18 protein-coding genes are annotated in these 20,782 nt (G+C 70.0%); 8 read left to right on the forward strand and 10 right to left on the reverse strand.

Annotation, left to right across the window (positions count from 1 at the left end; translation table 11 throughout):
- Nucleotides 1–189: a hypothetical protein gene (locus ACFQ2D_RS12675; protein WP_280943964.1), complete on the reverse strand. Its 189-nt coding sequence runs from the start codon at nt 187–189 to the stop codon at nt 1–3.
- A 125-nt stretch (nt 190–314) separates the two neighbouring features.
- On the opposite strand from ACFQ2D_RS12675, the gene ACFQ2D_RS12680 reads away from it, so the two are divergent.
- Both ACFQ2D_RS12680 and ACFQ2D_RS12685 read left to right on the forward strand, forming a co-directional pair.
- A complete protein-coding gene (locus tag ACFQ2D_RS12680; RefSeq protein ID WP_280943965.1) occupies nt 315–506 on the forward strand; it encodes a hypothetical protein in 192 nt (63 codons plus the stop codon).
- Nucleotides 507–609: 103 nt separating this feature from the next.
- Nucleotides 610–1,374 (forward strand): spermidine synthase, encoded by a 765-nt coding sequence (locus ACFQ2D_RS12685; protein WP_280943966.1) that lies wholly within the window; start codon nt 610–612, stop codon nt 1,372–1,374.
- On the opposite strand, the gene ACFQ2D_RS12690 is transcribed toward ACFQ2D_RS12685, so the two are convergent.
- The 4 genes from ACFQ2D_RS12690 to ACFQ2D_RS12705 all read right to left on the reverse strand — a co-directional run bounded on the left by ACFQ2D_RS12690 (nt 1,352) and on the right by ACFQ2D_RS12705 (nt 6,462).
- Nucleotides 1,352–2,698: an MATE family efflux transporter gene (locus ACFQ2D_RS12690; RefSeq protein ID WP_280943967.1), complete on the reverse strand. Its 1,347-nt coding sequence runs from the start codon at nt 2,696–2,698 to the stop codon at nt 1,352–1,354. The two genes, ACFQ2D_RS12685 and ACFQ2D_RS12690, sit on opposite strands and share 23 nt — an antisense overlap.
- 32 nt (nt 2,699–2,730) lie before the next feature.
- Nucleotides 2,731–4,386, reverse strand: a complete 1,656-nt coding sequence (locus tag ACFQ2D_RS12695) for an ATP-binding protein (protein WP_280943968.1) — start codon at nt 4,384–4,386, stop codon at nt 2,731–2,733.
- The gene (locus tag ACFQ2D_RS12700; RefSeq protein WP_280943969.1) at nt 4,373–5,887 is read right to left on the reverse strand and encodes an ATPase domain-containing protein; all 1,515 of its coding nucleotides are present in this window, start codon (nt 5,885–5,887) and stop codon (nt 4,373–4,375) included. Before ACFQ2D_RS12700 ends, ACFQ2D_RS12695 begins: the two co-directional genes overlap by 14 nt.
- 266 nt (nt 5,888–6,153) lie before the next feature.
- Nucleotides 6,154–6,462: a hypothetical protein gene (locus ACFQ2D_RS12705; RefSeq protein ID WP_280943970.1), complete on the reverse strand. Its 309-nt coding sequence runs from the start codon at nt 6,460–6,462 to the stop codon at nt 6,154–6,156.
- A gap of 121 nt (nt 6,463–6,583) precedes the next feature.
- Between ACFQ2D_RS12705 and ACFQ2D_RS12710 the strand changes: the two genes are divergently transcribed.
- The 3 genes from ACFQ2D_RS12710 (at nt 6,584) to ACFQ2D_RS12720 (ending at nt 9,858) form a co-directional block, all read left to right on the forward strand.
- Nucleotides 6,584–7,060 (forward strand): ABC transporter substrate-binding protein, encoded by a 477-nt coding sequence (locus tag ACFQ2D_RS12710; RefSeq protein WP_280943971.1) that lies wholly within the window; start codon nt 6,584–6,586, stop codon nt 7,058–7,060.
- Nucleotides 7,057–8,007 carry a cation transporter gene (locus tag ACFQ2D_RS12715; RefSeq protein WP_280943972.1) on the forward strand — a complete coding sequence of 317 codons (951 nt, stop codon included), beginning with the start codon at nt 7,057–7,059 and terminating at the stop codon, nt 8,005–8,007. The genes ACFQ2D_RS12710 and ACFQ2D_RS12715 overlap by 4 nt, the downstream gene beginning before the upstream one ends.
- Before the next feature lie 66 nt (nt 8,008–8,073).
- Nucleotides 8,074–9,858, forward strand: a complete 1,785-nt coding sequence (locus tag ACFQ2D_RS12720) for a sensor domain-containing diguanylate cyclase (protein WP_280943973.1) — start codon at nt 8,074–8,076, stop codon at nt 9,856–9,858.
- A gap of 97 nt (nt 9,859–9,955) precedes the next feature.
- On the opposite strand, the gene ACFQ2D_RS12725 is transcribed toward ACFQ2D_RS12720, so the two are convergent.
- The 4 genes from ACFQ2D_RS12725 to ACFQ2D_RS12740 all read right to left on the reverse strand — a co-directional run bounded on the left by ACFQ2D_RS12725 (nt 9,956) and on the right by ACFQ2D_RS12740 (nt 13,782).
- Nucleotides 9,956–10,162, reverse strand: a complete 207-nt coding sequence (locus ACFQ2D_RS12725; RefSeq protein ID WP_386795671.1) for a hypothetical protein — start codon at nt 10,160–10,162, stop codon at nt 9,956–9,958.
- 400 nt (nt 10,163–10,562) lie between these two features.
- Nucleotides 10,563–11,465, reverse strand: a complete 903-nt coding sequence (locus ACFQ2D_RS12730) for an SDR family oxidoreductase (RefSeq protein ID WP_280943974.1) — start codon at nt 11,463–11,465, stop codon at nt 10,563–10,565.
- A gap of 1,009 nt (nt 11,466–12,474) precedes the next feature.
- Nucleotides 12,475–13,026: a DUF2058 domain-containing protein gene (locus tag ACFQ2D_RS12735; RefSeq protein WP_280941042.1), complete on the reverse strand. Its 552-nt coding sequence runs from the start codon at nt 13,024–13,026 to the stop codon at nt 12,475–12,477.
- Nucleotides 13,027–13,452: 426 nt separating this feature from the next.
- Nucleotides 13,453–13,782, reverse strand: coding sequence for a hypothetical protein (locus tag ACFQ2D_RS12740; protein WP_280941043.1), 330 nt, complete (start codon nt 13,780–13,782; stop codon nt 13,453–13,455).
- A gap of 228 nt (nt 13,783–14,010) precedes the next feature.
- Here ACFQ2D_RS12740 and ACFQ2D_RS12745 point away from each other — a divergent pair, with 228 nt between their 5' ends.
- The gene (locus tag ACFQ2D_RS12745; protein WP_280941044.1) at nt 14,011–14,781 is read left to right on the forward strand and encodes an alpha/beta fold hydrolase; all 771 of its coding nucleotides are present in this window, start codon (nt 14,011–14,013) and stop codon (nt 14,779–14,781) included.
- Between the two features lie 228 nt (nt 14,782–15,009).
- On the opposite strand, the gene ACFQ2D_RS12750 is transcribed toward ACFQ2D_RS12745, so the two are convergent.
- A complete protein-coding gene (locus ACFQ2D_RS12750; protein WP_280941045.1) occupies nt 15,010–15,492 on the reverse strand; it encodes a hypothetical protein in 483 nt (160 codons plus the stop codon).
- 738 nt (nt 15,493–16,230) lie between these two features.
- On the opposite strand from ACFQ2D_RS12750, the gene ACFQ2D_RS12755 reads away from it, so the two are divergent.
- A complete protein-coding gene (locus tag ACFQ2D_RS12755) occupies nt 16,231–19,041 on the forward strand; it encodes a type I restriction endonuclease subunit R (RefSeq protein ID WP_280941046.1) in 2,811 nt (936 codons plus the stop codon).
- On the forward strand, nt 19,038–20,780 hold the full coding sequence (locus ACFQ2D_RS12760; RefSeq protein WP_280941047.1) for a restriction endonuclease subunit S: 1,743 nt from the start codon (nt 19,038–19,040) through the stop codon (nt 20,778–20,780). The genes ACFQ2D_RS12755 and ACFQ2D_RS12760 overlap by 4 nt, the downstream gene beginning before the upstream one ends.
- Nucleotides 20,781–20,782: the final 2 nt, after the last annotated feature.

Raw genomic sequence — 20,782 nt, forward strand, 5'->3', positions numbered from 1 at the left:
TCAGCCTCCGGCGAGTCCGCCGCCGGCGCGTCCGGGCAGGGCGCCGTCGTCCTCCGCGTCCGGATCCTCGAGGTCGCCGACCTCGCGGTCGATGCCGGCCTGCGGATCCGCGGGGCGGCGCGGTGCGTCGTCGTCGGAGCCGTGCTTGCGGGCAGGGCCGTCGCGGCGGTCGTCATCGTCGGGCTGCATGTCGCGCTCCACGTCGGGAAGGGTCCGAGCCTATCCGCCGCGGCGTGAGGAACCGGCGATGCCGCGGGGTTTCGCGACGACCACCGACGCGCGAAGATGCCCTGCCGCCACGCCGGAGCGATCCGATGACGCCACTCGACAAGCCGCTGCGCCGCGAAGTGCAGATCGACGGCCAGCCCTACACGCTCACCATCGATCCCGAGGGCCTGAAGCTGGTGCCCAAGGGCAAGCGCAAGGGCCTGGAGCTGCGCTGGACCGAACTCACCAGCGGCGACGCCGCGCTGGCCACCGCCCTGCAGGCATCGCTGCAGGACTGACGGCCGCGCGGCGCGGAGCGTGAAGCGTTCCGGGCCGGAAACTTGCTTCACCCGCGCATCGTGGCGAGGATGGGGGCGACACTCCAACCGACCAGGAGCCCTGATGCCCGCATCCACCGGCCACCGCGCCGGCCTCCGTCCGCACGTCGCCCGCAGCCGCCCCGGCGTTTCGCCCGTCCTGCTGGCCGACGAATTCACGCCGCTGCAGCACGTCCTCCTCGGCCGCCATCCCCGTTTCGGCGCCCAGCTGTTCCTCGAGGACGACCTGCAGATCTCCGAATCCGATACCGCCTACGGCGTGGCCATGGCCAGCCCGCTGCTGGAGCTGCCGCGCCCGGCCCGCATCGCCATCCTCGGCGGCGGCGATGGCGGAGTGCTCCGCGAACTGCTGCGCACGCTCGATCCCATCGATGCCCAACCGTCCGAAGTCACCCTCGTCGAGATCGACGAGCGCGTGATCGCCCTGTCCCGCGAACACCTGCCGGCGCTGTGCGGCGATGCCTTCGACAGCCCGCAGGCGCGCATCGTGATCGGCGACGCCTTCGCCTGGATCGCGCAGGCGCGCGACCTCGACGCGGTGATCTACGACCTGACCATGGATCCGGTACGCGAGGGGCAGAGCCGCGCCGCCTTCATCGGCGGCATCGTCGGGCACATGGCGCGCGCCCTGCGGCCCGGCGGCATCCTGAGCATGCAGTGCTGTGGCCACGGCCTGCGCGATGCGGACGATCGCGCGACCCGCCGCGAACTGCTGCCGCTGATCCGCGCCGCGGTCGACGCGCACTTCCAGGATCGCTGCGAACAGAGCGTGCTGGTGCCTTCCTACCGCGACCTGTGGACCTTCCTCAGCGCGCGCAAGCCGGCGTGAGCGAACGCTCCAGCCGCCGGTAGTACGGCAGCACCGCCAGCGCGCGCGCCACCACGAACAGCACGAACGCCGCCCACAGCCCGTGGTTGCCCCAGGCGGCCGCGGCGGGCCAGGCGCACAGCCAGAACGCCGCCAGCGACAGCACCCCCGCATTGCGCAACTCGCGCGTACGCGTGGCGCCGATGAACACGCCGTCGAGCTGGAACGCCGCCACCGACAGCAGCACGTACAGGCCGGTCCACGGCAGGAAGGCGCGCGCGGTGGCGGCCACGTCCGGCAGCGAGGTCAGCAGGCCGATCACCGCGCCGCCCAGCGCCCAGATCCCGAGCGCCAGCGCCAGGGCCGTGGCCAGCGCCAGCTCGCTCGACAGGCGTACCGCACGACGCAGCCTCGGCAGGTCGCGCGCGCCGACCGCGCTGCCGGTCAGCGCCTCGGCCACGAAGGCGTAGCCGTCGAGGAAGAACGCGCTGAACGAGACCAGCTGCAGCAGCAGGTGGTTGGCGGCCAGGGTCACGTCGCCGAAACGCGCGCCCTGGCTGGCGAACCAGCCGAAGCCGGCCAGCAGGCACAGGGTGCGCAGCATGATGTCGCCGTTGGCCGACATCATCCTGCGCAGGCGCGCCCCATCGCGCAGCCGTGCCAGCGGCAGGAATGGCGCCGGGTCCCGGTGGCGCGCACGCAGCGTACGCCACAGCACCAGCGCGGCCACCGCGCAGGTGGTCCATTCGGCGATCGCGGTGCCCAGTCCGATGCCGCGCGCGCCCAGGTCGAGCACGCCGGCGAACCAGACGTCGAGGGCGGCGTTGAGGCCGTTGAGCAGCAGCTGCACCAGCAGCAGGGTCCGGCTGTGGCCCAGCCCGATCAGCGCGCCGCTGAACGCATACAGCGCCAGCGCCGCGGGCGCGCCCCAGATCCGCGCCTGGAAATAGGCCGTGCCGGCGCGCTCGACCGCGTCGCTGGCCTCCATCAGCCCGAACCACGCGCCGGCCAGCGGCCACTGCAGCAGCAGGATCGCCAGCCCCAGGCCGAGGCCAAGCAGCAGCGAACGGGCCAGCGTCGCGCGGACCTCGGCCTCGTCGCCGGCGCCGTCCGCCTGCGCGATGAAGCCGGTGGTGGCCATGCGCAGGAAGCCGAAGCTCCAGTAGACGAAGTTGAACAGCAGCGCGCCCAGCGCAAGCGCACCCAGGTCGGACACGCTGCCGTAGTGGCCGATCACCGCGGTATCGACCAGTCCCAGCAGCGGCACCGACGCATTGGCCAGGATGATCGGCCAGGCCATGCGCGCGATGCCCGGGCGCGAGAGGGGCGGATGCGGCGTTCGCATCGCGCCATCATGCCGCACACGCATGACGGCCGTCAGGCGATCTGCAGGCGCTCCTGCACGGCGCGGCGCAGCTCTTCGACCGAGTACGGCTTGCGCAGCAGCGGGATCCCCAGCGCCTGCGCATGGTCGACGAACGCATCGGCGTGTCCGCTGCACAGCAGCACCGGCAGGCCGGGGCGGCGCTGGCGCACTTCCACCGCCAGCTCGATGCCATTGGTGCCGCCGGGCATCATCACGTCGGAGAACACCAGGTCGATCCTGCGCCCGTCGGCCAGCGCGCCCAGCGCCGACTGCGCCCCCATCGCATGTACCACCTCGTAGCCGAAGTCGAGCAGCATCTCCTTGACCAGGGTGGCCACTTCGACATCGTCCTCCACCAGCAGCACGCACTGGCCCGGTCGCGGGACGTCCGCCTCGGGCCGCCGTTCCGGTGCGGCCTCGTCCGGCAACGGCTTGTGCGACCGCGGCAGCAGCAGGGTGATCGTGGTGCCCTCGCCGACCGCCGAGTCGATGCGCACCTCGCCGCCGGACTGGCGCGCGAAGCCATAGACCTGGGCCAGGCCCAGGCCCGTGCCCTTGCCCACGTCCTTGGTGGTGAAGAAGGGCTCGAACACCCGCGCCTTGATCTCGTCCGACATGCCCGAGCCGGTGTCCGAGACGGTCAGGCGCACCTGTTCCTGCGCGCCTTCGGCGAGGTTGACGGCGGCGATCGTGATGCGCCCGCTGCCGTTCATCGCGTCGCGGGCGTTGACCGCGAGGTTGAGGATCGCAAGCTCGCACTCGCCGGCGTCCACGAAGACCGGCCACAGGTCCGGCGCCAGGCGCATGTCCACCTCGACGTCGCCGCGCAGGCTGCGGTCGAGCAGTTCGCTCATGTTGCCCAGCAGCCGCGGCAGCGACACGACCTCGCCGCGCAGCGCCCGGCTGCGCGAGAAGGTCAGCAACTGGCGGGTGAGCGCCGAGCCGCGTTCGGCGGCGTGCCGCATTGCGCCCATGTAGCGCTGGCGGCGTTCTGGCGAGTCGTTGCGCTCGAGCATGTCCACGCCGGCCTGGATCACCATCAACAGGTTGTTGAAATCGTGCGCCACGCCGCCGGTCAGCTGGCCCAGCGCCTCCATCTTCTGGGCATGGCGCAGCGACTCCTCCACCCGCGCCCGCTCGGCGATCTCGGCGCGCAGGCGCGTGTTGAGTTCGCGCAGCTGCAGGGTGCGATTGAACACCTGCAGTTCGAGGTCGGCCGCCGCGGCCTCGCGGGCGTCCAGCAATGCGCGGACCTCCAGCTGGCGCCTGCGCGCGCGCAGGGCCGACTGCACCACGCTCACCAGGGTGATCGGCTGCACCGGGCGCTCGATCAGGGCCACGTTGCCCAGGCGCTCGACCTGGCGCTGGCGCCACGCGCGCACCTTCGCATCGTCGCGGCGGCTGGTCAGCATCACGAACGGCAGGTCCGACCACGCCGGCTGCCGGGCCACCCACTCCGACAGCGCCTCCGGCGGCTGTCCCACCAGGCCTTCCTCCGCGACGACGACCGCGGCCGCCTCGTCGAGGCCCGCGACCAGCGCCGCGTGGTCGCCGCATATCCTCGCGGCGATGCCGGCCATGGCCAGCAGATCCGCGGCCGTCGCGGCATCTCGCCCGGTCGGGGCGAACAGCAACACCGCGGGTTCGGGTGCTTCAGTCTCCGGCATGGCCATGGCCGGACAGCAGCGGCTCGGCATCGCCGTTGTACTCAGGGATGCCGACCAGCACGCCGCTGAAGGCGGGTAGCGGCGGGCCGACCCGCAGGCCGCCCGCGCCCAGCTGGAACTCGCGGATGCAGCGCTCATGCGGCCCGCTGCGCTTCTTCAGCACCGACAGCGCGCGCCGCACCTCGCCGGCGTGCTCGAAATAGCGCAGCAGCAGCACCGCGTCGCTGAGGTAGCTGATGTCCAGCGGCGTCTCCGACGTGCCGGCCAGGCCGTGCTGGGCCAGCACCAGCAGGCTCACCACGCCCTGCTGCCCAAGGTAGGTCAGCAGCTCGTGCATCTGCAGCACCAGGAAGCGTCCGTCCGGCATGGCGTTGAGATAGCCGTTGAGGCTGTCGATCACCACCAGCCGCGCGCCATCGGCTTCCACCCGCCTGCGCACGATGGAGGCGAACTCGCCCGGCGACATCTCGGCCGGGTCGATCTGCTGGAACAGCACCAGGCCCTGCTCGATGGCGCCGGCCAGGTCGAGCCCGAGCGCCCGCGAGCGCGCTTCGATGGTGCCGCGCCCCTCGTCGAAGGCGAAGATCGCACTGCGCTCGCCGCGCCGCGCCGCCGCGATCGCATAGGTGAGCGCGAGCGAGGACTTGCCCACGCCGGCCGCGCCCACCAGCAGCGCGCTGGTGCCGCGCTCGAGGCCGCCGCCCAGCAGCGCGTCGAGGCCGGCGCTGCCGCTGTGGATGACATCGCTGAGGAATTCGGTCTTGTGTTCGGATGCCACCAGGCGCGGGTACACCTCGATGCCGCCGCGCACGATCTTCATGTCGTGGAAGCCGGCGCGGAAGTCCATGCCGCGCATCTTGATCACGCGCATGCGCCGCCGCTCGGCGCCGTAATCGATCGCCAGCTGCTCGAGCAGCACCACGCCGTGCGAGATCGAATGCAGCTGAAGGTCGCCCTGCTGCGAGGTCATGTCGTCCAGCAGGACGACCGTGCAATGGCGGTTCGCGAAGAACTGCTTGAGCGCCAGCACCTGGCGCCGGTAGCGCAGCGAGTTCTGCGCCAGCAGGCGCAGCTCCGAGAGGCTGTCGATCACCACGCGACTGGGGTTGAGCGCGCTCACCCGCTCCAGGATCAGGCGCGTGGTCTCGCCCAGTTCCACTTCCGCCGGGTGCAGCAGGGTGATTTCCTGGGACTGGTCGAGCACGGTTTCCGCCGGCACCAGCTCGATGATCTCCACGCCGGAAATGTCCCAGCCGTGGCGCGCGGCCACCAGCTGCAGCTCGCGCTCGGTTTCCGACAGGGTGATGTAGAGCACGCGCTCGCCGCGATGCGCGCCGTCGAGCAGGAACTCCATCGCCAGCGTGGTCTTGCCCGCGCCGGGACGGCCTTCGTAGAGGTACATGCGGTCGGCGTCGAGGCCGCCACCGAGGATATCGTCGAGTCCGGCATTGCCGGTCGAGACGCGTTGATCGGAATCCGTGGAACCCTGCTGTGCTGGCATCTGTCTGCCTTCCGGTCCGCGCGGACCGAAGAATTGGGTGTGGACATGATCGGATGGCGGGGACGCCGCCGTCACGCGCGCCGTCCACGCGGCTTGTACAGCTTTGTGTAGACGAGAATGAACGGCCGGGCGTGAAAGTGGCGCAGTGACGACCACCGGCCTGCGAGGCTGTCGCCGCCGCCCACCCCGGCCACGTGCCCGGCGAGCTCGTCCTGCCCGCCGAGCGGCCGGCGTGCGCCAGGGCGAAGCGCAGCCGTCCCGCGCCGCTACAGCCGCTCGATTCCCATCGCGCGGACGAGTATCTCGTCCTGGTCGAACCGTTGCTCCAGCTGCTGCCGGTACCGCGCCCACCAGCCGTGGTCGAGCTGGGCGACCATGACTTCCACCAGCACCACCTCGTCGCGCTGCACGCGTCCCGCCTCGTCCTCCCAGGCGCCGACCGCCGGCGACCGCACAAAGGCGGTGACGCCGCCGTGGACGTCGGTGAGTTCGCCGCGTACCCGGTCGAACAGGCTGCGCCCGAACGCCTCGCCGCGCGCGTCGTACAGCGGCAGGAAGATCTGGACCAGATGCATGCTCGGGCTGTGGTGGCCGTGGACGGGTGGCACCTTCGCACGGCGTACGTGCCCGCGCCGTCTGCATCGCCGCCGACGTCCGCTGACGGTCCGTTCACCGGGCTGCGTCCATAAGGCCGCCATGACACGCACCGCCGCCTCCGTCGCCGCGCTCGCGCTGCTGCTGGTCCTCGCCGGCTGCGGGCGCTATCCGCGCGATGCCGACGACATGACCGCGCAGGCGGCCGAACGCGGCATGCGCGTGGGCGCCAGCCACGATCCGCCCTGGCTGACGGTCGGCGCCGATGGCGCGGTCCATGGCCCCGAAGCCACCCTGGTCGAGGCTTTCGCCAGGTCCCATGGCTATCGGCTCACATGGATACCGGGCAGCCACGACGCGCTGATGCGCGACCTGGAGCGCGCGCGCCTGCATGCCGTCGCCGGCGGCCATCATCCCGACTCGCCGTGGAAGCCGAAGGTCGGCTGGTCGCGGCCGCTGCGCCTGCGCGCATCCGGCGACGGCGCGATGCCCGAGCGCCGCATCGCGCTGCCGCCGGGCCAGTCCGCCTGGCACCTGGCCTTCGACGGCTTCCTGCTGGCGCGCGAGGAGCGCTCGTGAGCGTCGCCCGACGCCCGCCGCCGCGTCCGCTGCCCGGGCCCCAGCAGGAGGCCCTGCGCAAGGCCGAGCGACTGTGCTGGTGGAGCCTGCTGTGGATCTCGCTGGTCTCGGCGCTGATGTTCCTGGCCATGGGCGGCTCGCAGGCGATGAAGACGGCGCTGGTCGAGGACCTGCTCAGCCTGGTGCCGCCGATCGCCTTCCTCGTCGCCAGCCGCTTCCGCCGCAAGGGCGTCGACGAGGAATACATCACCGGGCGCGAGCGCGCCTTCGACGTCAACTTCCTGATCTCGGCCGTGGCCCTGACCGGCGTGGGCCTGGCGCTGGTCTACGACAGCCTGCACACGCTGCTGACCGCCACGCGCCCGGTGGTGGGCTCGGTCGTCGTCGCCGGCCACGTGCTCTGGCAGGGCTGGTTGATGATGGGTGCGCTGCTGGTGTCGGCGGTGCCGCCGATGATCCTGGGCCGGCGCAAGCTGGCGCTGGCCAAGCAGCTCTCGCTCAAACCGCTGCACACCGACGCGGACATGGGCAAGGCCGACTGGATGACCGCCGCCGCGGGCATCGTGGGCGTGGCCGGCATCGGCTTCGGCCTGTGGTGGGCCGACGCGGTGGCCGCAATCGTGATCGCCGGCAGCATCCTGCACGACGGCGCGACCAACCTGCGCGGCGCGGTGCGCGACCTGCACGACGCGCGCCCGCAGAAGCTCGAGCGCGACGACCCCGACCCGCTGCCCGACCGGCTGTGCGCCGAGATCTCCGCGCTGCCGTGGATGGATGGCTGCGGCGTGCGCCTGCACGAGGAAGGCCTGCACCTGTCGGGCATCATCCTGCTGCGCAACCGCACGCTCACCGCCGCCCAGGTGGAGGAAGTGCGCGCCATCGCGCAGGCCGTGGACTGGCGGCTGGACCAGATCGACGTGTCGATCGCGACCTCCACCGATCGCTGAGGTCGTACCCCGCGCGCTTCACGCCGGCTTGGCTTAATGTGCGCGGGACCTCCCGCCGAGCACGCCATGCCCCGACGCCTGATCCTGCCGCGCACCTATTGGGCCGACCGGACCCTGCTGGCGCTGATCATCGGCGCGAGCGCGTGGCTGGCGTTGACCCTGGCCCGCGGCCCTGGCGAACTGGCCGCGATCTGGATCGGCAACGGCGTGCTGGTCGGCTGGCTGCTGTCGCGCCGCACCGCGTCCTGGCCGGGCTACCTCGCGGTCGCCTTCGCCGCGGAGCTGCCCGCGCGCGTGGCCGCCGGCGACGAGGCCGGCTATGCCATCGCGATCGCCGCCTGCAACCTGGTCGAAGTCCTGGTGGTGGCGGGCGCCGTGCGCAAGGTGGTGCCCGACACCCGCGATCCGCGCAGCTGGCTGCGGCTGGGCGGCATCGCCACCAGCGCCACCCTGCTGGCGTGCGCGCTGTCGGGCGTGCTGGCCGCGACGGTCGCGCACCAACTCCACGGCCAGGAGTTCGCGCCAGCCTTGGGACGCTGGTTCGCCGCCCACGTGGTAGGCATGGTGGTGGTGGCCACCACCACCCTGGTGGCGCAGCGCGAGGGCCTGGGGCTGTTCATCGCGCCGCACCGGCGGTGGGACCTGGCCGCGAGCCTGTTGCTGGTGGCGCTCGTCGGCGCAGCCGTCTTCCTGATCGACTACCCGATCGTGTTCCTGTCCTATCCCCCGCTGCTGCTGGTGGCGGTGCGCCACCGCTTCGCAGGCCTGGGCCTGGGCGTGATCGTCCTGGCGCTGGCCGGCGCGATCGCCACGACACTGGACGCAGGGCCGTTCGCACGTCCGGATCTCGACCCCGGTGTGCGCATCGCCCTGCTGCAGCTGTACATCGCCGGCGCCTGCCTGATGACCCTGCCGGTGTGCCTGGCCATGACCGAACGCGACCGCCTGGCGGCGCGCCTGCGCGAGAGCGAGCGCCAGTACCGGATGCTGGCCGACTACTCGCACGACGCCATCGTGCGCATCGGTGCCGACGGCCAGCCGGCCTACGTCTCGCCCTCGGCGGTCGAGATGACCGGCTGGCCGCCGGAGGAACTGGCCGGCTCGCCCTGGGAACTCGTGCATCCGGAAGACCGCGGCCTGCAGCAGGCGTCCATGAACGCCGCCTTCGCGACCGACGCGCCGCGCACCGACATCTATCGCCTGCGCCATCGCGACGGCCGCGATATCTGGGTGGAAGCGGTCTCGCGCCGCGTGCCCGCCGATGCCGACGGCGGCTACGACCTGATGATCACCGCGCGCAACATCAATCGCCGGGTCGCCGCGGAACAGGCGCTGGCCGAAAGCCGGCGCGAGCTCGAGCGGCAGTCGCGCGTGGACGCCCTGACCAACCTGCCCAACCGCCGGCACTTCGACGAACGCCTCGACCTGGCGCTCAAGCGCGTGCAGCGCCACGGTACGCCCATCGCCCTGCTGTGCCTGGACCTGGACCGCTTCAAGGCGATCAACGACGGTTACGGCCATGCCGCAGGCGACGCGGTCCTGCAGGCGTTCGCGCGGCGCCTGTGCGACTGCGTCCGCGAGACCGACCTGGTCGCGCGCCTGGGCGGCGACGAATTCACGATCCTGCTCGAGGACGTGCCGCGCGGCGGTGCCGAGGCCGTGGCGCGCAAGGTGATCGCGGCCATGGCCGTCCCGGTGGATGCCGCCGGCCAGCGCCTGCAGGTGGCGACCAGCATCGGGGTCGCCTGCACCGGGCAGCCGACGGAAGCGGCGACGCTGATGGCCAAGGCCGATGCCGCGCTGTACGTGGCCAAGCACGCCGGTCGCAACCGCTATCACCTCGCCGACTGAAAGCTGGCAGCTGTCCAGCGCCATCGCGGTCCGGAGCCACGTGAGTCCGGCAGCCATGGGCGAAACGGCCCGGTCGACAAGGCGGCCGGCCTGGTGGCTAGGGATGGGCGATGCACGCAGCTCCCGTCGCAGCGCTCCGCGTGGACTGCCGCCTGCCACCAGCCCGGCCATGGCTGTCCTTGCTGAGGCTGCCGCGCGCGACTTCCGGGCGGGCGAATCCCGCAGCCGGTGCGCGGATGCCGGCCCGGATCAGGATTGCGCGCGCGGCGCCGACGCCGTCCAGGATCCGCTCGTCCTTGTCCACGCCATACACCCGCCCGCTTTCGCCGGCCCTGTACAGCTTGCCGTCGGAATCGAGCGGCGGGCTCGTGCTCTTGCCGATCCCTCTGCTTCGCCGCCAGGCGCTCGAACGCTTTCAGCGGTCCGGATTCGCCCTTCTTTGTCCACGCCATAGACCCGCCCGCATTCGCCGGCCTCTACAGCGTGCCTCCGGGATCGAGCGGTGCGCGCTCGCGCTCCTGGTGATCGACTTGCCTCGCCGCCAAGCGCTTGAACGCCGTCAGCGGTCCAGGATTCGCCCTTCCTTGTCCACGCCATACAACCGCCCGCTTTCGCCTGCCTCGTACAGGTGCGGTCGGGATCGAGCGGCGGGCGCTCGTGCTCCTGGCGATCGGCCTGCCTCGGCGCCAGGGGCTTGAACGCCGTCAGCGGTCCAGAATTCGCCCGTCCTTGTCCACGCCGTACACCCGCCCGCTTTCGCCGGCCTTGTACAGCGTGCCGTCGGGATCGAGCGGCGGGCGCTCGTGCTCCTGGCGATCGACCTGCTTCGCCGCCAGGCGCTCGGCCAGCGAGGGCAGCAGCTTGCTCATCGTCGTGTTCATGTGCGACATCGCGCCGACCTTGGCATCGCGCCCGCCCTTCTGCGCCGCATCGAGGATCGCTTCGGCGACGCGGTGCGGATCGATCAGCGGATCGGGCAGCTTGGGCTCGTGGTCGAGATAGTTGCGCGCATGCTGCGGATACGGCGTATTGGTGGCGGTGGGCTGCACCAGCACGATCGACAGGTCTTCATCGTCCACCCGCACCTGCTCCACGCGCAGTGCATCGGTGAACCCCTTCACCGCGTGCTTGGACGCGGCGTACATGCCCTGCAGCGGCAGCACCGCGTCGGAGACCTCGCTGCCCACGTTCACCAGCACCCCGTGCGCGGCACGCAGCGCCTGCAGCGAGGCCAGCGAACCGTTGACCACGCCCCAGAAGTTGACGTCGAACAGGCGCCGGCTGTCGGCCTCGGCGACCTCGTCCAGGCGACCGTAGATTGCCACCCCCGCATTGTTCACCCAGGCGTCGATGCGGCCATGTCGCGCGAGCACCTGCGCCACCGCGGCATCCACCTCCTCGCGGCTGGACACGTCGCAGGCGATGGCTTCCGCGCGGCCACCGCCTTCGCCGACCGCCTCCACGACCGACTGCAGCGTCGCCGCGCTGCGCGCCAGCAGCACCACCGTCGCGCCGCGCTCGGCCGCCAGCAGCGCGGTACACAGCCCGATGCCGCTGCTCGCCCCGGTGATCACGATCACCTGCTGATCCAGCGCCTTGTGCTTCATCGCCTCGCTCCTTGGCCGACCGCAGTCAGGGCGGACGAGCGTGGCAAACGGGCAGTGAAGCGACCGTCGCGCGTGTTCAGGAGAAGAGCGGCGGGCACTCGCTTCGACAGCCAGGCGGCGGCACAACGAACGCGTCCCGGCCACGGTCTCGCCCCCTCCCCCGCTTGCGGGGGGAGGGCTGGGGTGGGGGCCACAGATCGCCTCAGCATCCAACGCGCGCTTCGCGCGCGCCCCCATCCCAACCTTCCCCCGCAAGCGGGGGAAGGAGCTGCCGCGCGCAAGCGTCCAGTGACGCGGTCGGTCCCGCCGTGCCGCAGTCGGCCCCGCCGTGCCCCAGTCAGCGGCCGCCGCGACGCAGGTCGGCCGCACCGCGACACAATCGGCCGCACGCACCGCGCTGCTCCCTCCCCCGCTCGCGGGGGAGGGCTGGGGTGGGGGCCACAGGTCGCCGCACCGTCCAACGCGCGCTTCGCGCGCGCCCCCATCCCGACCTTCCCCCGCAAGCGGGGGAAGGAGCTGCCGCGCGCAAGCGTCCAGTGACGCGGTCGGTCCCCCGTGCCGCAGTCGGCCGCACACCGTGCCCGCAGTCGGCCCCGCCGTGCCCCAGTCAGCGGCCGCCGCGGCGCACGTCGGCCGCACCGCGACACAATCGGCCCCGCGCACCGCGCTGCTCCCTCCCCCGCTCGCGGGGGAGGGCTGGGGTGGGGGCCACAGGTCGCCGCACCGTCCAACGCGCGCTTCGCGCGCGCCCCCATCCCAACCTTCTCCCGCAAGCGGGGGAAGGAGCTGTCGCGCGCAAGCGTCCAGTGACGCGGTCGGTCCCCCGTGCCGCAGTCGGCCGCACACCGTGCTCGCAGTCGGCCCCACCGTGCCCCAGTCAGCGGCCGCCGCGACGCGGGTCTGCCGCACCGCGACACAGCCGGCCCCGCGCACCGCGTTGCCCCCTCCCCCGCTTGCGGGGGAGGGCTGGGGTGGGGGCCGCAGGTCGCCCCTCGCCCACCGCCAGGCGCTACCAGATCAGATCGTCGGGCACCTTGAACTGCGCGTAATACGCATCGTCCTCGCTGCTCTGCGCCGGCGCCTCATCCCCCGCCCGGCCATGATCCAGCACGATCATCGACGCATCGCGCTCGCGCACCTGCTCTGCCGCGATGCGCGGCAGCAGCTCGTAGCCCTCGCCGCCGTTGGCGATTACCAGCACGCCATCGGCCAGCTTGCGCCGCAGGTCCTCGTTCACCAGCAGCGTGCGGATCGCGCCATCCGCGGTGAACCGGTACTCGCTCTCGCCGCTGCGCGGCACGCGCTTGTCGCGGATGATCTGGCGCGCCTGCGCCTGCAGCTCGCGCTGGCGGGCGGCAGCCTTGCGTTCGGCCTCCAGCGCGCGATCGCGCTCGACCTTCTGCTCGCGCGCACGCTGCGCCTCGCGCTCGATCCCGGCCGCCGTGGGCGCCGCCTTGCCGAGACGCGCGTTGAGCTGTTCGCGCGCCACCTGCGAAACCTTGGATTTCTTGACCAGGCCGGCCTTGAGCAGCTGTTCCTGGAGCGGGTTGCCTTTGGCCATGGCCGTGCGCCTTGCGGGGTGGCGGGCATGATAGCGGCCACCTGTCGCGTGAGCCGGCGAGGCGCCGCCGGGCCCGCCACCGCGGCCTCGCGTCAGGCGTGCTGGATGGATGCGCTATCTCCGCCGCCGCGCGACCCTTACGACCGGCGATGCACTGGACGCACTCGAACGGCTCTCTGGGCGATGGTCGGCCCGCCCTTGCCCCTGCACGGCACCGCCCTGCGAGGCTCGACGGCCTCGGCACCTCACGACCAGGTGCGCCCGGACACCACCAAGGTGCTGCCCAACCTTGACCCGGACCGCTTCGTGACCGCCGTGCGCCGGCTGGGATCGAGCGTGGGGCCCGCAGCGTGGCCCGCGCCACGCAGGCTGCAGACGCACCCTTGGCCCGCGCGCCGAAACCCAGCGCGCTGCCCGGGTCGACGATCAGCTGCGCAGCTTCAGCGTCGGCGTCTCGTCCAGCGTGCCGTCCTCGCGGATCACCACGAAGCGGGTGTCGCCCTGGTCGAACAGCACCGGGATCGGCGCCTGGAACAGCGGCCGGCGCACGAAGGCCAGCCGCCACCGGAAGATCTCCAGCGCCTCCAGCGTGACCAGCTGCGCCGGGGTGAGCCCCTCGCGCAGCATGGACGGATCGCCCGCGGGCGGAGCCTTGCGCCGCTCGGGCGTGCGCCGCGGCGCTGGCATCGGCGGCGGCGGAGGGGGCGCCTGCCACGGGCCGGCGACGACGGTGGACTGCATGGGACTGTAGGACATGGCCTGGCCCTCCCGGGGGCCTCACGTTGCGCGGCCGTCCCGGACTGGGCCAGCAGCACGCGCCCATGCCCGTGCAAGCACCGTGCCACGACTGGCGCGACGGCCGCCCGACGCCGATACGGGCGATCAAGTTTCCCGGACGCCGCATCGCCACCGCCCGGCACGCCAAGCGCACAGTGCCTCCACCGGCCCACCCCGCGACCGGACCACCCAACGAAGGACACGCCCATGACCAGGATCCTCCCCGCCCTGCTGGCGACCGCGCTGGCCGCCACCGCCTCCCCCGCCACGCAGGCCCAGTCCCCCGACGCCCCCGTCCGCAATGTCGTGCTGGTGCACGGCGCCTTCGCCGACGGCTCCGGCTGGCGCGGCGTCTACGACGACCTCAGCGCACGCGGCTACCGCGTCACCATCGTCCAGAACCCGCTGACCTCGCTGGCCGACGACGTGGCCGCCACCCGCCGCGCCCTCGACCGCCAGGACGGCCCCGCCATCCTCGTCGGCCACTCCTGGGGTGGCACCGTGATCACCGAAGCCGGCGTGCACGACAAGGTGGCCGGCCTGGTCTACGTCTCCGCGCTGGCCCCCGACCAGGGCGAGACCACCAGCCAGCAGTACGAGGGCTTCGCCACCACGCCCGAGTTCGTGATCGACGTGCACCCCGACGGCATCGGCTACCTCAACGGCGAGAAGTTCAAGGCCGGCTTCGCCGCCGACGCCAGCGACGAAGACGCCGCCTTCCTGCGCGATTCGCAGGTGCCGATCACCATGGACCAGTTCGCCGTCCCGGTGAAGCACGCCGCCTGGCGCAGCAAGCCCAGCTGGGCGGTGATCGCCACCGAGGACAAGGCCTTCGACCAGGCGATGCTGGTGCACATGGCCGAGCGCATCGGCGCGCGGATCAGCTACGTCGAAGCCAGCCATGCGCTGTACTTCACGCAGCCCAGGGCGGTGGCGGACGTGATCGAGCAGGCGGCGAAGGGCGCGAACAACCGGTAAGCGCATCGTGCAGGCACCCCGACCGGTGGCGCCTGCAGGACCACACCACGCTGGACGCACGAACAGTTGCCTCGCGCGTCGTGCAAGGGACAACAACCTGCGGCATCGCGCGCCGAGGCATCGGCCACCCTCTTAGTTGTCGACAGGACCGTCGGGAACCCGAGACAGCCCACAGGAAAAGGCCCCGCCGAAACGGGGCCTTCCAGGGCCGGACACGCCACGTCGCGATCAACCGGCCGGCACCGGCTCCGGCTGCGCCGCCGCGCTGCGCGCCGTGCGGCTGAACCGCTGCGACAGCAGCCGCTTCAGTGCTTCCATGCCCTCTCCCCGGCCCGACACCTTGAGCACCGCATAGCCTTCCAGCGCGGCGTTCATCAGGTCGCTGCCGAGCGCCACCTCCGCGCCGGCCATGCGCTCCTGCAGGCGCTTGATCCGCTGCAGGCGCGGGCGCAGCGCGTCGAGCGTGGCCAGCTCGCGCTGGAAGCCTTCCAGATCGAAGTTGCGCGGAAGCACGCCCGGATTCTCGGCAAAGGCCACCGTGCTCTGGCGCACGAAGGCCTCGGACTTGGCGCCCATCTTGGTCAGCTCGCGCGTCTGCTCCGGCCCGAGCGCGGCCATCCCGGCCAACTCGGTCTCCACCGCCGCCAGCGCGGCATCCAGGCGTCCCAGCCGCTCAGCATCCAGGCTCAGGTCGATCAGGTTCTGCGACATCACGTGTCTCCTTGGTCCATGTGAAAGTTGGCCGGCACATCCCCGTCCGGCCTTGGCATTCCAGCGGGCGGCTGCCCGCCGCGCCGCGGGGCAAGTCCGCGCGCTGCTGTAGGACAACGCCCCGGCGACGGGTAGGACTGGGCCTACGCGGCTGCCGGCGGGCATGGCACAAGCCGTCATCGGTAACGCGCAAGCGGAAATGGCCGGCGCGCAAGCGGGAAACAGTGGGCGGTGAGCCGAAATGGCTTGCGCGCAAGCGTTCGACGGTTGCGCGCTAGCGAGCCCGGCTTGCGCGCAAGGCGGCAACAGTCGCGCGCAAGCGAAGTTGGCTTGCGCGCAAGCTAACAGCGGTCGCGCGCAAGCACGAACCATCCAATCGCAAGCTGCGAAGGCTTGCGCGCAAGCGACACTTGGTTGCGCGCAACTGGATTTCAGTCGCGCGCAAGGCGCGGCAGCTCGGCGCTGATGCAAATCCGGTCGTGGGCCGCGTCTGGGCAGCCGGAAGTCGCAACCTTCTAATGTCCGCGCCACCTGAAAGCAAGGCGACTCCGGCCGCGTGCGTCTAAGCCCTACCCTTCCCTTTCACCCCGTTGCGCCGCCACTGTTGCACAGACGGCAACGACCGTTGCCCGGAAGGCAACTCGTGACCGCCAAGCGCTCTCCTGACCTGCGCATGCGCCATAACCCACTGATCCAAGTACACTTCAGCCGGAAGCACCGCGTCACCGTGGGGGGACGATGACACCGGAAACCAAGGCAAGGTTACTGATCGACGGCAAGCTGGAAGCCGCCGGCTGGGTCGTACAGGACATGAAGCAGCTCAACCTCGGCGCTGGTCCGGGTGTCGCCGTCCGTGAGTACCCCACCGACACCGGGCCAGCGGACTACATCCTGTTCGTCGACCGCTCCCCGGTGGGCGTGATCGAGGCCAAGCGCGACGAGGCGGGTGCCAACCTCAGTGCCCACGAAGGCCAGACCGAGCGTTACGCCAACGCCACCCTCAAGTGGCGTACCGGCAGCACGCCATTGCGCTTCCTGTACGAAAGCACCGGCCAGATCATCTGGTTCACCGACGGCGCCGACCCGGCGCCCCGCGCCCGCGAGCTGTTCCACTTCTTCCAGCCACGGACGCTGGCCGACTGGGCGTCAAAGCCGGACACCCTGCGCAGCCGCCTGACCCGGATGCCGCCGCTGCCCGAGCGCAACCTGCGTGACTGCCAGATCGGCGCCGTCACCGGGCTGGAGAAGTCGCTGGCCAGGAACAGGCCGCGCGCCCTGGTCCACATGGCCACTGGTGCCGGCAAGACCTTCACCGCTATCACCTCGGTCTACCGCCTGCTCAAGTTCGGCGGCGCAAAACGCATCCTGTTCCTGGTCGACACCCGCAACCTCGGCAAGCAGGCCCACCAGGAATTCATGGCCTACACGCCGCCGGACGACGGCCGCAAGTTCACCGAGCTGTACAACGTGCAGCGCCTGTCGAGCATCCACATCGATCCGCACGCGCAGGTCTGCATCAGCACCATCCAGCGCATGTACTCGATCCTCTCGGGCACCGAGCTGGCCGAGGCCAGCGAGGACATCTCGCTCAACGAGCTGGGGCAGGCCGATACCCAGACGCGACTGGTGAAGTACAACCCGCAGGTCCCGATCGAGACCTTCGACTTCATCGTCATCGACGAGTGCCACCGCAGCATCTACAACCTCTGGAAGCAGGTGCTCGACTACTTCGACGCCTTCCTCATCGGCCTCACCGCCACGCCCGACAAGCGCACCTACGGCTTCTTCAACGAGAACGTGGTGGCCGAGTACAGCTATGAGCAGTCCGTCGTGGACGGGGTGAACGTGGGCTACGACGTCTACGAGATCGAAACCGAGATCACAGCCAAGGGCGCCGAACTCAAAGCCAGGGAGTGGATCGACCATCGTGACCGCGAAACCCGCGCCAGGCGCTGGGCGCAGACCGAGGAGGACACCGCCTACGGCGCCACCGAGCTCGACCGGTCGGTGGTCAACCCCAGCCAGATCCGCCAGGTGATCCAGGCGATGAAGACGGCGGTGGAGACCCACATCTTCCCGCACCGCAAGGAAACGCCCAAGACCCTGATCTTCGCCAAGACCGACAGCCACGCCGACGACATCATCCGCACCGTGCGCGAGATCTACGGAGAGGGCAATGCCTTCTGCAAGAAAGTCACCTACCGGGCCGGCATCGACCCGGAGACCGGCAAGGCCGTCCCCGGCGACGACGCCGACAGCGTGCTCGCCAGCTTCCGCAACGACTACCACCCGCGCATCGCGGTGACCGTGGACATGATCGCCACCGGCACCGACGTCAAGCCGCTGGAAGTGCTGCTGTTCATGCGCGACGTGCGCAGCAAGGGCTACTACGAGCAGATGAAGGGGCGTGGCGTGCGCAGCCTGGACGCCGAGTCGCTCAAGAAGGTCAGCAACTCCGCCGACAGCGCCAAGACCCACTTCGTGCTGATTGACGCCGTGGGCGTGGAAAAGTCGCTCAAGACCGAAAGCCGGCCGCTGGAGCGCAAGCCCGGCCTCAGCCTGGACAGCCTGCTCAAGGGCGTGGCGATCGGCGCGCGGGACGAGGATACCGTGCTGAGCCTCGGCAACCGCCTGGTGCGCCTGGCCAAGCAGCTGGACGACAAGGCGCTGGCGAAGATCAGGCAGGCCAGCGGCGGGATTGGCCTGCACGATCTGGCGCGCGGCCTGGTGCAGGCGCTCGACCCGGACCGCGTGGCGGCCGACGCGCTGGATGCGGCCAGGGCCGCGGGGATCACCCGCAGCCTCGACACCCTGACGGCCGGGGAGCTGGACGCCGCCCGCCAGAAGCGGGCAGACGCCGCCTGCGCGCCGTTCGACAACCCGGCCCTGCGGGAGCTGATCGAATCGGCGCGACGGGACCGCGAGCAGCTGATCGACCATCTGAACCTGGACTCGGTGACGCGCAGCGAGTATGCCGCGCAGGCGCAGGCCAATGCCGAGGCCGCGGTAGGCCGGTTCCGCGAGTTCCTGGAGACGCACCGCGACGAGATCGCGGCGCTGGGCTTCTTCTATGCCCAGCCCTACAGCCGCCGCGAGCTGACCCTGGAGATGATCGAGGACCTGCACGACGCCCTGCAGCGCCCGCCGCTGATGCTGACCACCGAGAAGCTGTGGTCCGCCTACGCCCGCGTGCAGGAGAGCAAGGTACGCGGCAGCGGCCTGCGCCGGCAGCTGACCGACCTGGTGTCACTTGTCCGCTTCGCACTGGGGCTGGACGACGAGCTGCGGCCCTTCGCCGACCACGTGGACAAGCGCTTCCAGGACTGGGTGTTCCGGCACAATGCCCGCCGCGCAACGGCGTTCACGCCCGAACAGATGGAGTGGCTGCGGCTGGTCAAGGACCATATCGCCAGCAGCTGCCGCATCGAACGCGAGGATTTCGACTACGCGCAGCTGGCCGGCAAGGGCGGGCTGCAGAAGGCGTGGACAGTATTTGATGGCCAGCTGGATGAACTGTTGGCCGAGATGAATGAGGAGTTGGTGGCGTGAGTGATGCCTTACCCCCTGGCTGGGCCAAGGAGAAGTTAGGTGAAATCGTTGAGGTCAGAGATTTTGAGCGCGAGCCCATCAATTCCTCAGAACGGTCCAGACGGATCGAAGGAAAGCCGCAAGCCGAGCTGTTCCCTTATTACGGTGCAACCGGTCAAGTAGGCTGGATCGACGATTACCGGTCAGAGGGAGAACAAGTTCTCCTTGGCGAGGACGGCGCCCCGTTCCTCGATCAACACCGCGACAAGGCCTACATGGTCAACGGGCGCTATTGGGTCAACAACCACGCGCATGTGTTGCGCGGACTTGAAGGAGCTCTAAGCAATCGTTTCTTAGTGCATCAGCTCAATCTGACCGATTACCACGATTTTGTTACCGGCAGCACGCGCTTGAAGTTGACCAGCGCGGCAATGAAGAAGATTCCGCTTCTCGTGCCGCCCTACGCCGAACAAGTACGTATTGTCGAAAAACTCGAAGAACTGTTGTCCGACCTCGACGCCGGCGTGGCCGAGCTGAAGGCCGCGCAGCGCAAGCTGGCGAAGTACCGCCAGTCGCTGCTGAAGGCAGCGGTGGATGGCGCCCTGACCGCCGACTGGCGCGCGGCTCATGGTGCGCCGGAAGAAACCGGCGCGGAACTGCTGCAACGCATCCTCACCGAACGCCGCGCCCGCTGGGAGCAGAAGCAACTCGCCAGGTTCGCCGAGCAAGGCAAGACGCCACTCAAGGGTTGGCAAGCCAAATACCCGGAGCCTACAGCAGCCGATCTAACCGACCTCCCTCCACTGCCGGAGGGCTGGGTATGGGCAAGCGTTGAGCAACTTTCCATTGCGCAAAAGTACGGTTCGTCCGCGAAGACCAATGAGGACAGCAGCGGTGTTCCTGTGCTGCGCATGGGCAATATTCAAGATGGTGAGATTGATTGCGAGTCTCTTAAGTACCTTCCAGTCGACCACTCTGAGTTCCCGGAGCTTTTGCTTGAGGATGGGGATCTTCTATTCAACAGGACGAACAGCCCAGAGTTGGTCGGGAAGACTGCGGTATATCGTTCTCAGATGTCCCCGTGCTCCTATGCGTCGTACCTCATCGCTGTAAAACTATCGCCGTGGTGCGTCCCGGAGCTTGTCGCCGCATTCATCAACTCTGCGTACGGAAGGCGCTGGGTAAAGTCAGTTGCCACACAGCAAGTCGGCCAAGCGAATGTAAATGGAACAAAGTTGGCAGCGCTCGCCGTACCTCTCGCTCCATTTGTGGAGCAGGCCAAGATTGCAGCAGTCCTTTCTTCCCAGCGACAGGAGTCTGCGCAGCAACGAGAGGCAATCTTGCGCGGACTAAAGCAAGCCTCAGCCCAACGCAAGAACATCCTCAAAGCCGCCTTCGCCGGTCAACTCGTCCCGCAAGATCCCCACGAGGAGCCCGCCCGCAAACTGCTGGTCCGCATCCGCGCCGAGGGGGCAGAGAACGCCAAACAACCCAAGCCCCGCAAGGCCACCAAACCAAAGAAGGAGATCGCCGCGATGGTGACTCAATTGATCGACGTGCTGACCGAAGCGGGCGACTGGGTCTCCGCGCAAGAAGCATTCCGCCGCTGTGGTGTAGCCGATGGAGCACTGACGGACCGGATTGAAGAGTTGTATGCCGAGCTACGCGAGCTGGACAAGGCAGGGATACTTGCAGTCGAGACCGTGACTGATGCGCAAGGCCGCAAACTGCATGACAATCTGAAGTTGCTGGTGGACTAAGC

This window comes from Luteimonas composti (genome assembly GCF_042678665.1).
Taxonomy (GTDB): Bacteria; Pseudomonadota; Gammaproteobacteria; order Xanthomonadales; family Xanthomonadaceae; genus Luteimonas; species Luteimonas composti.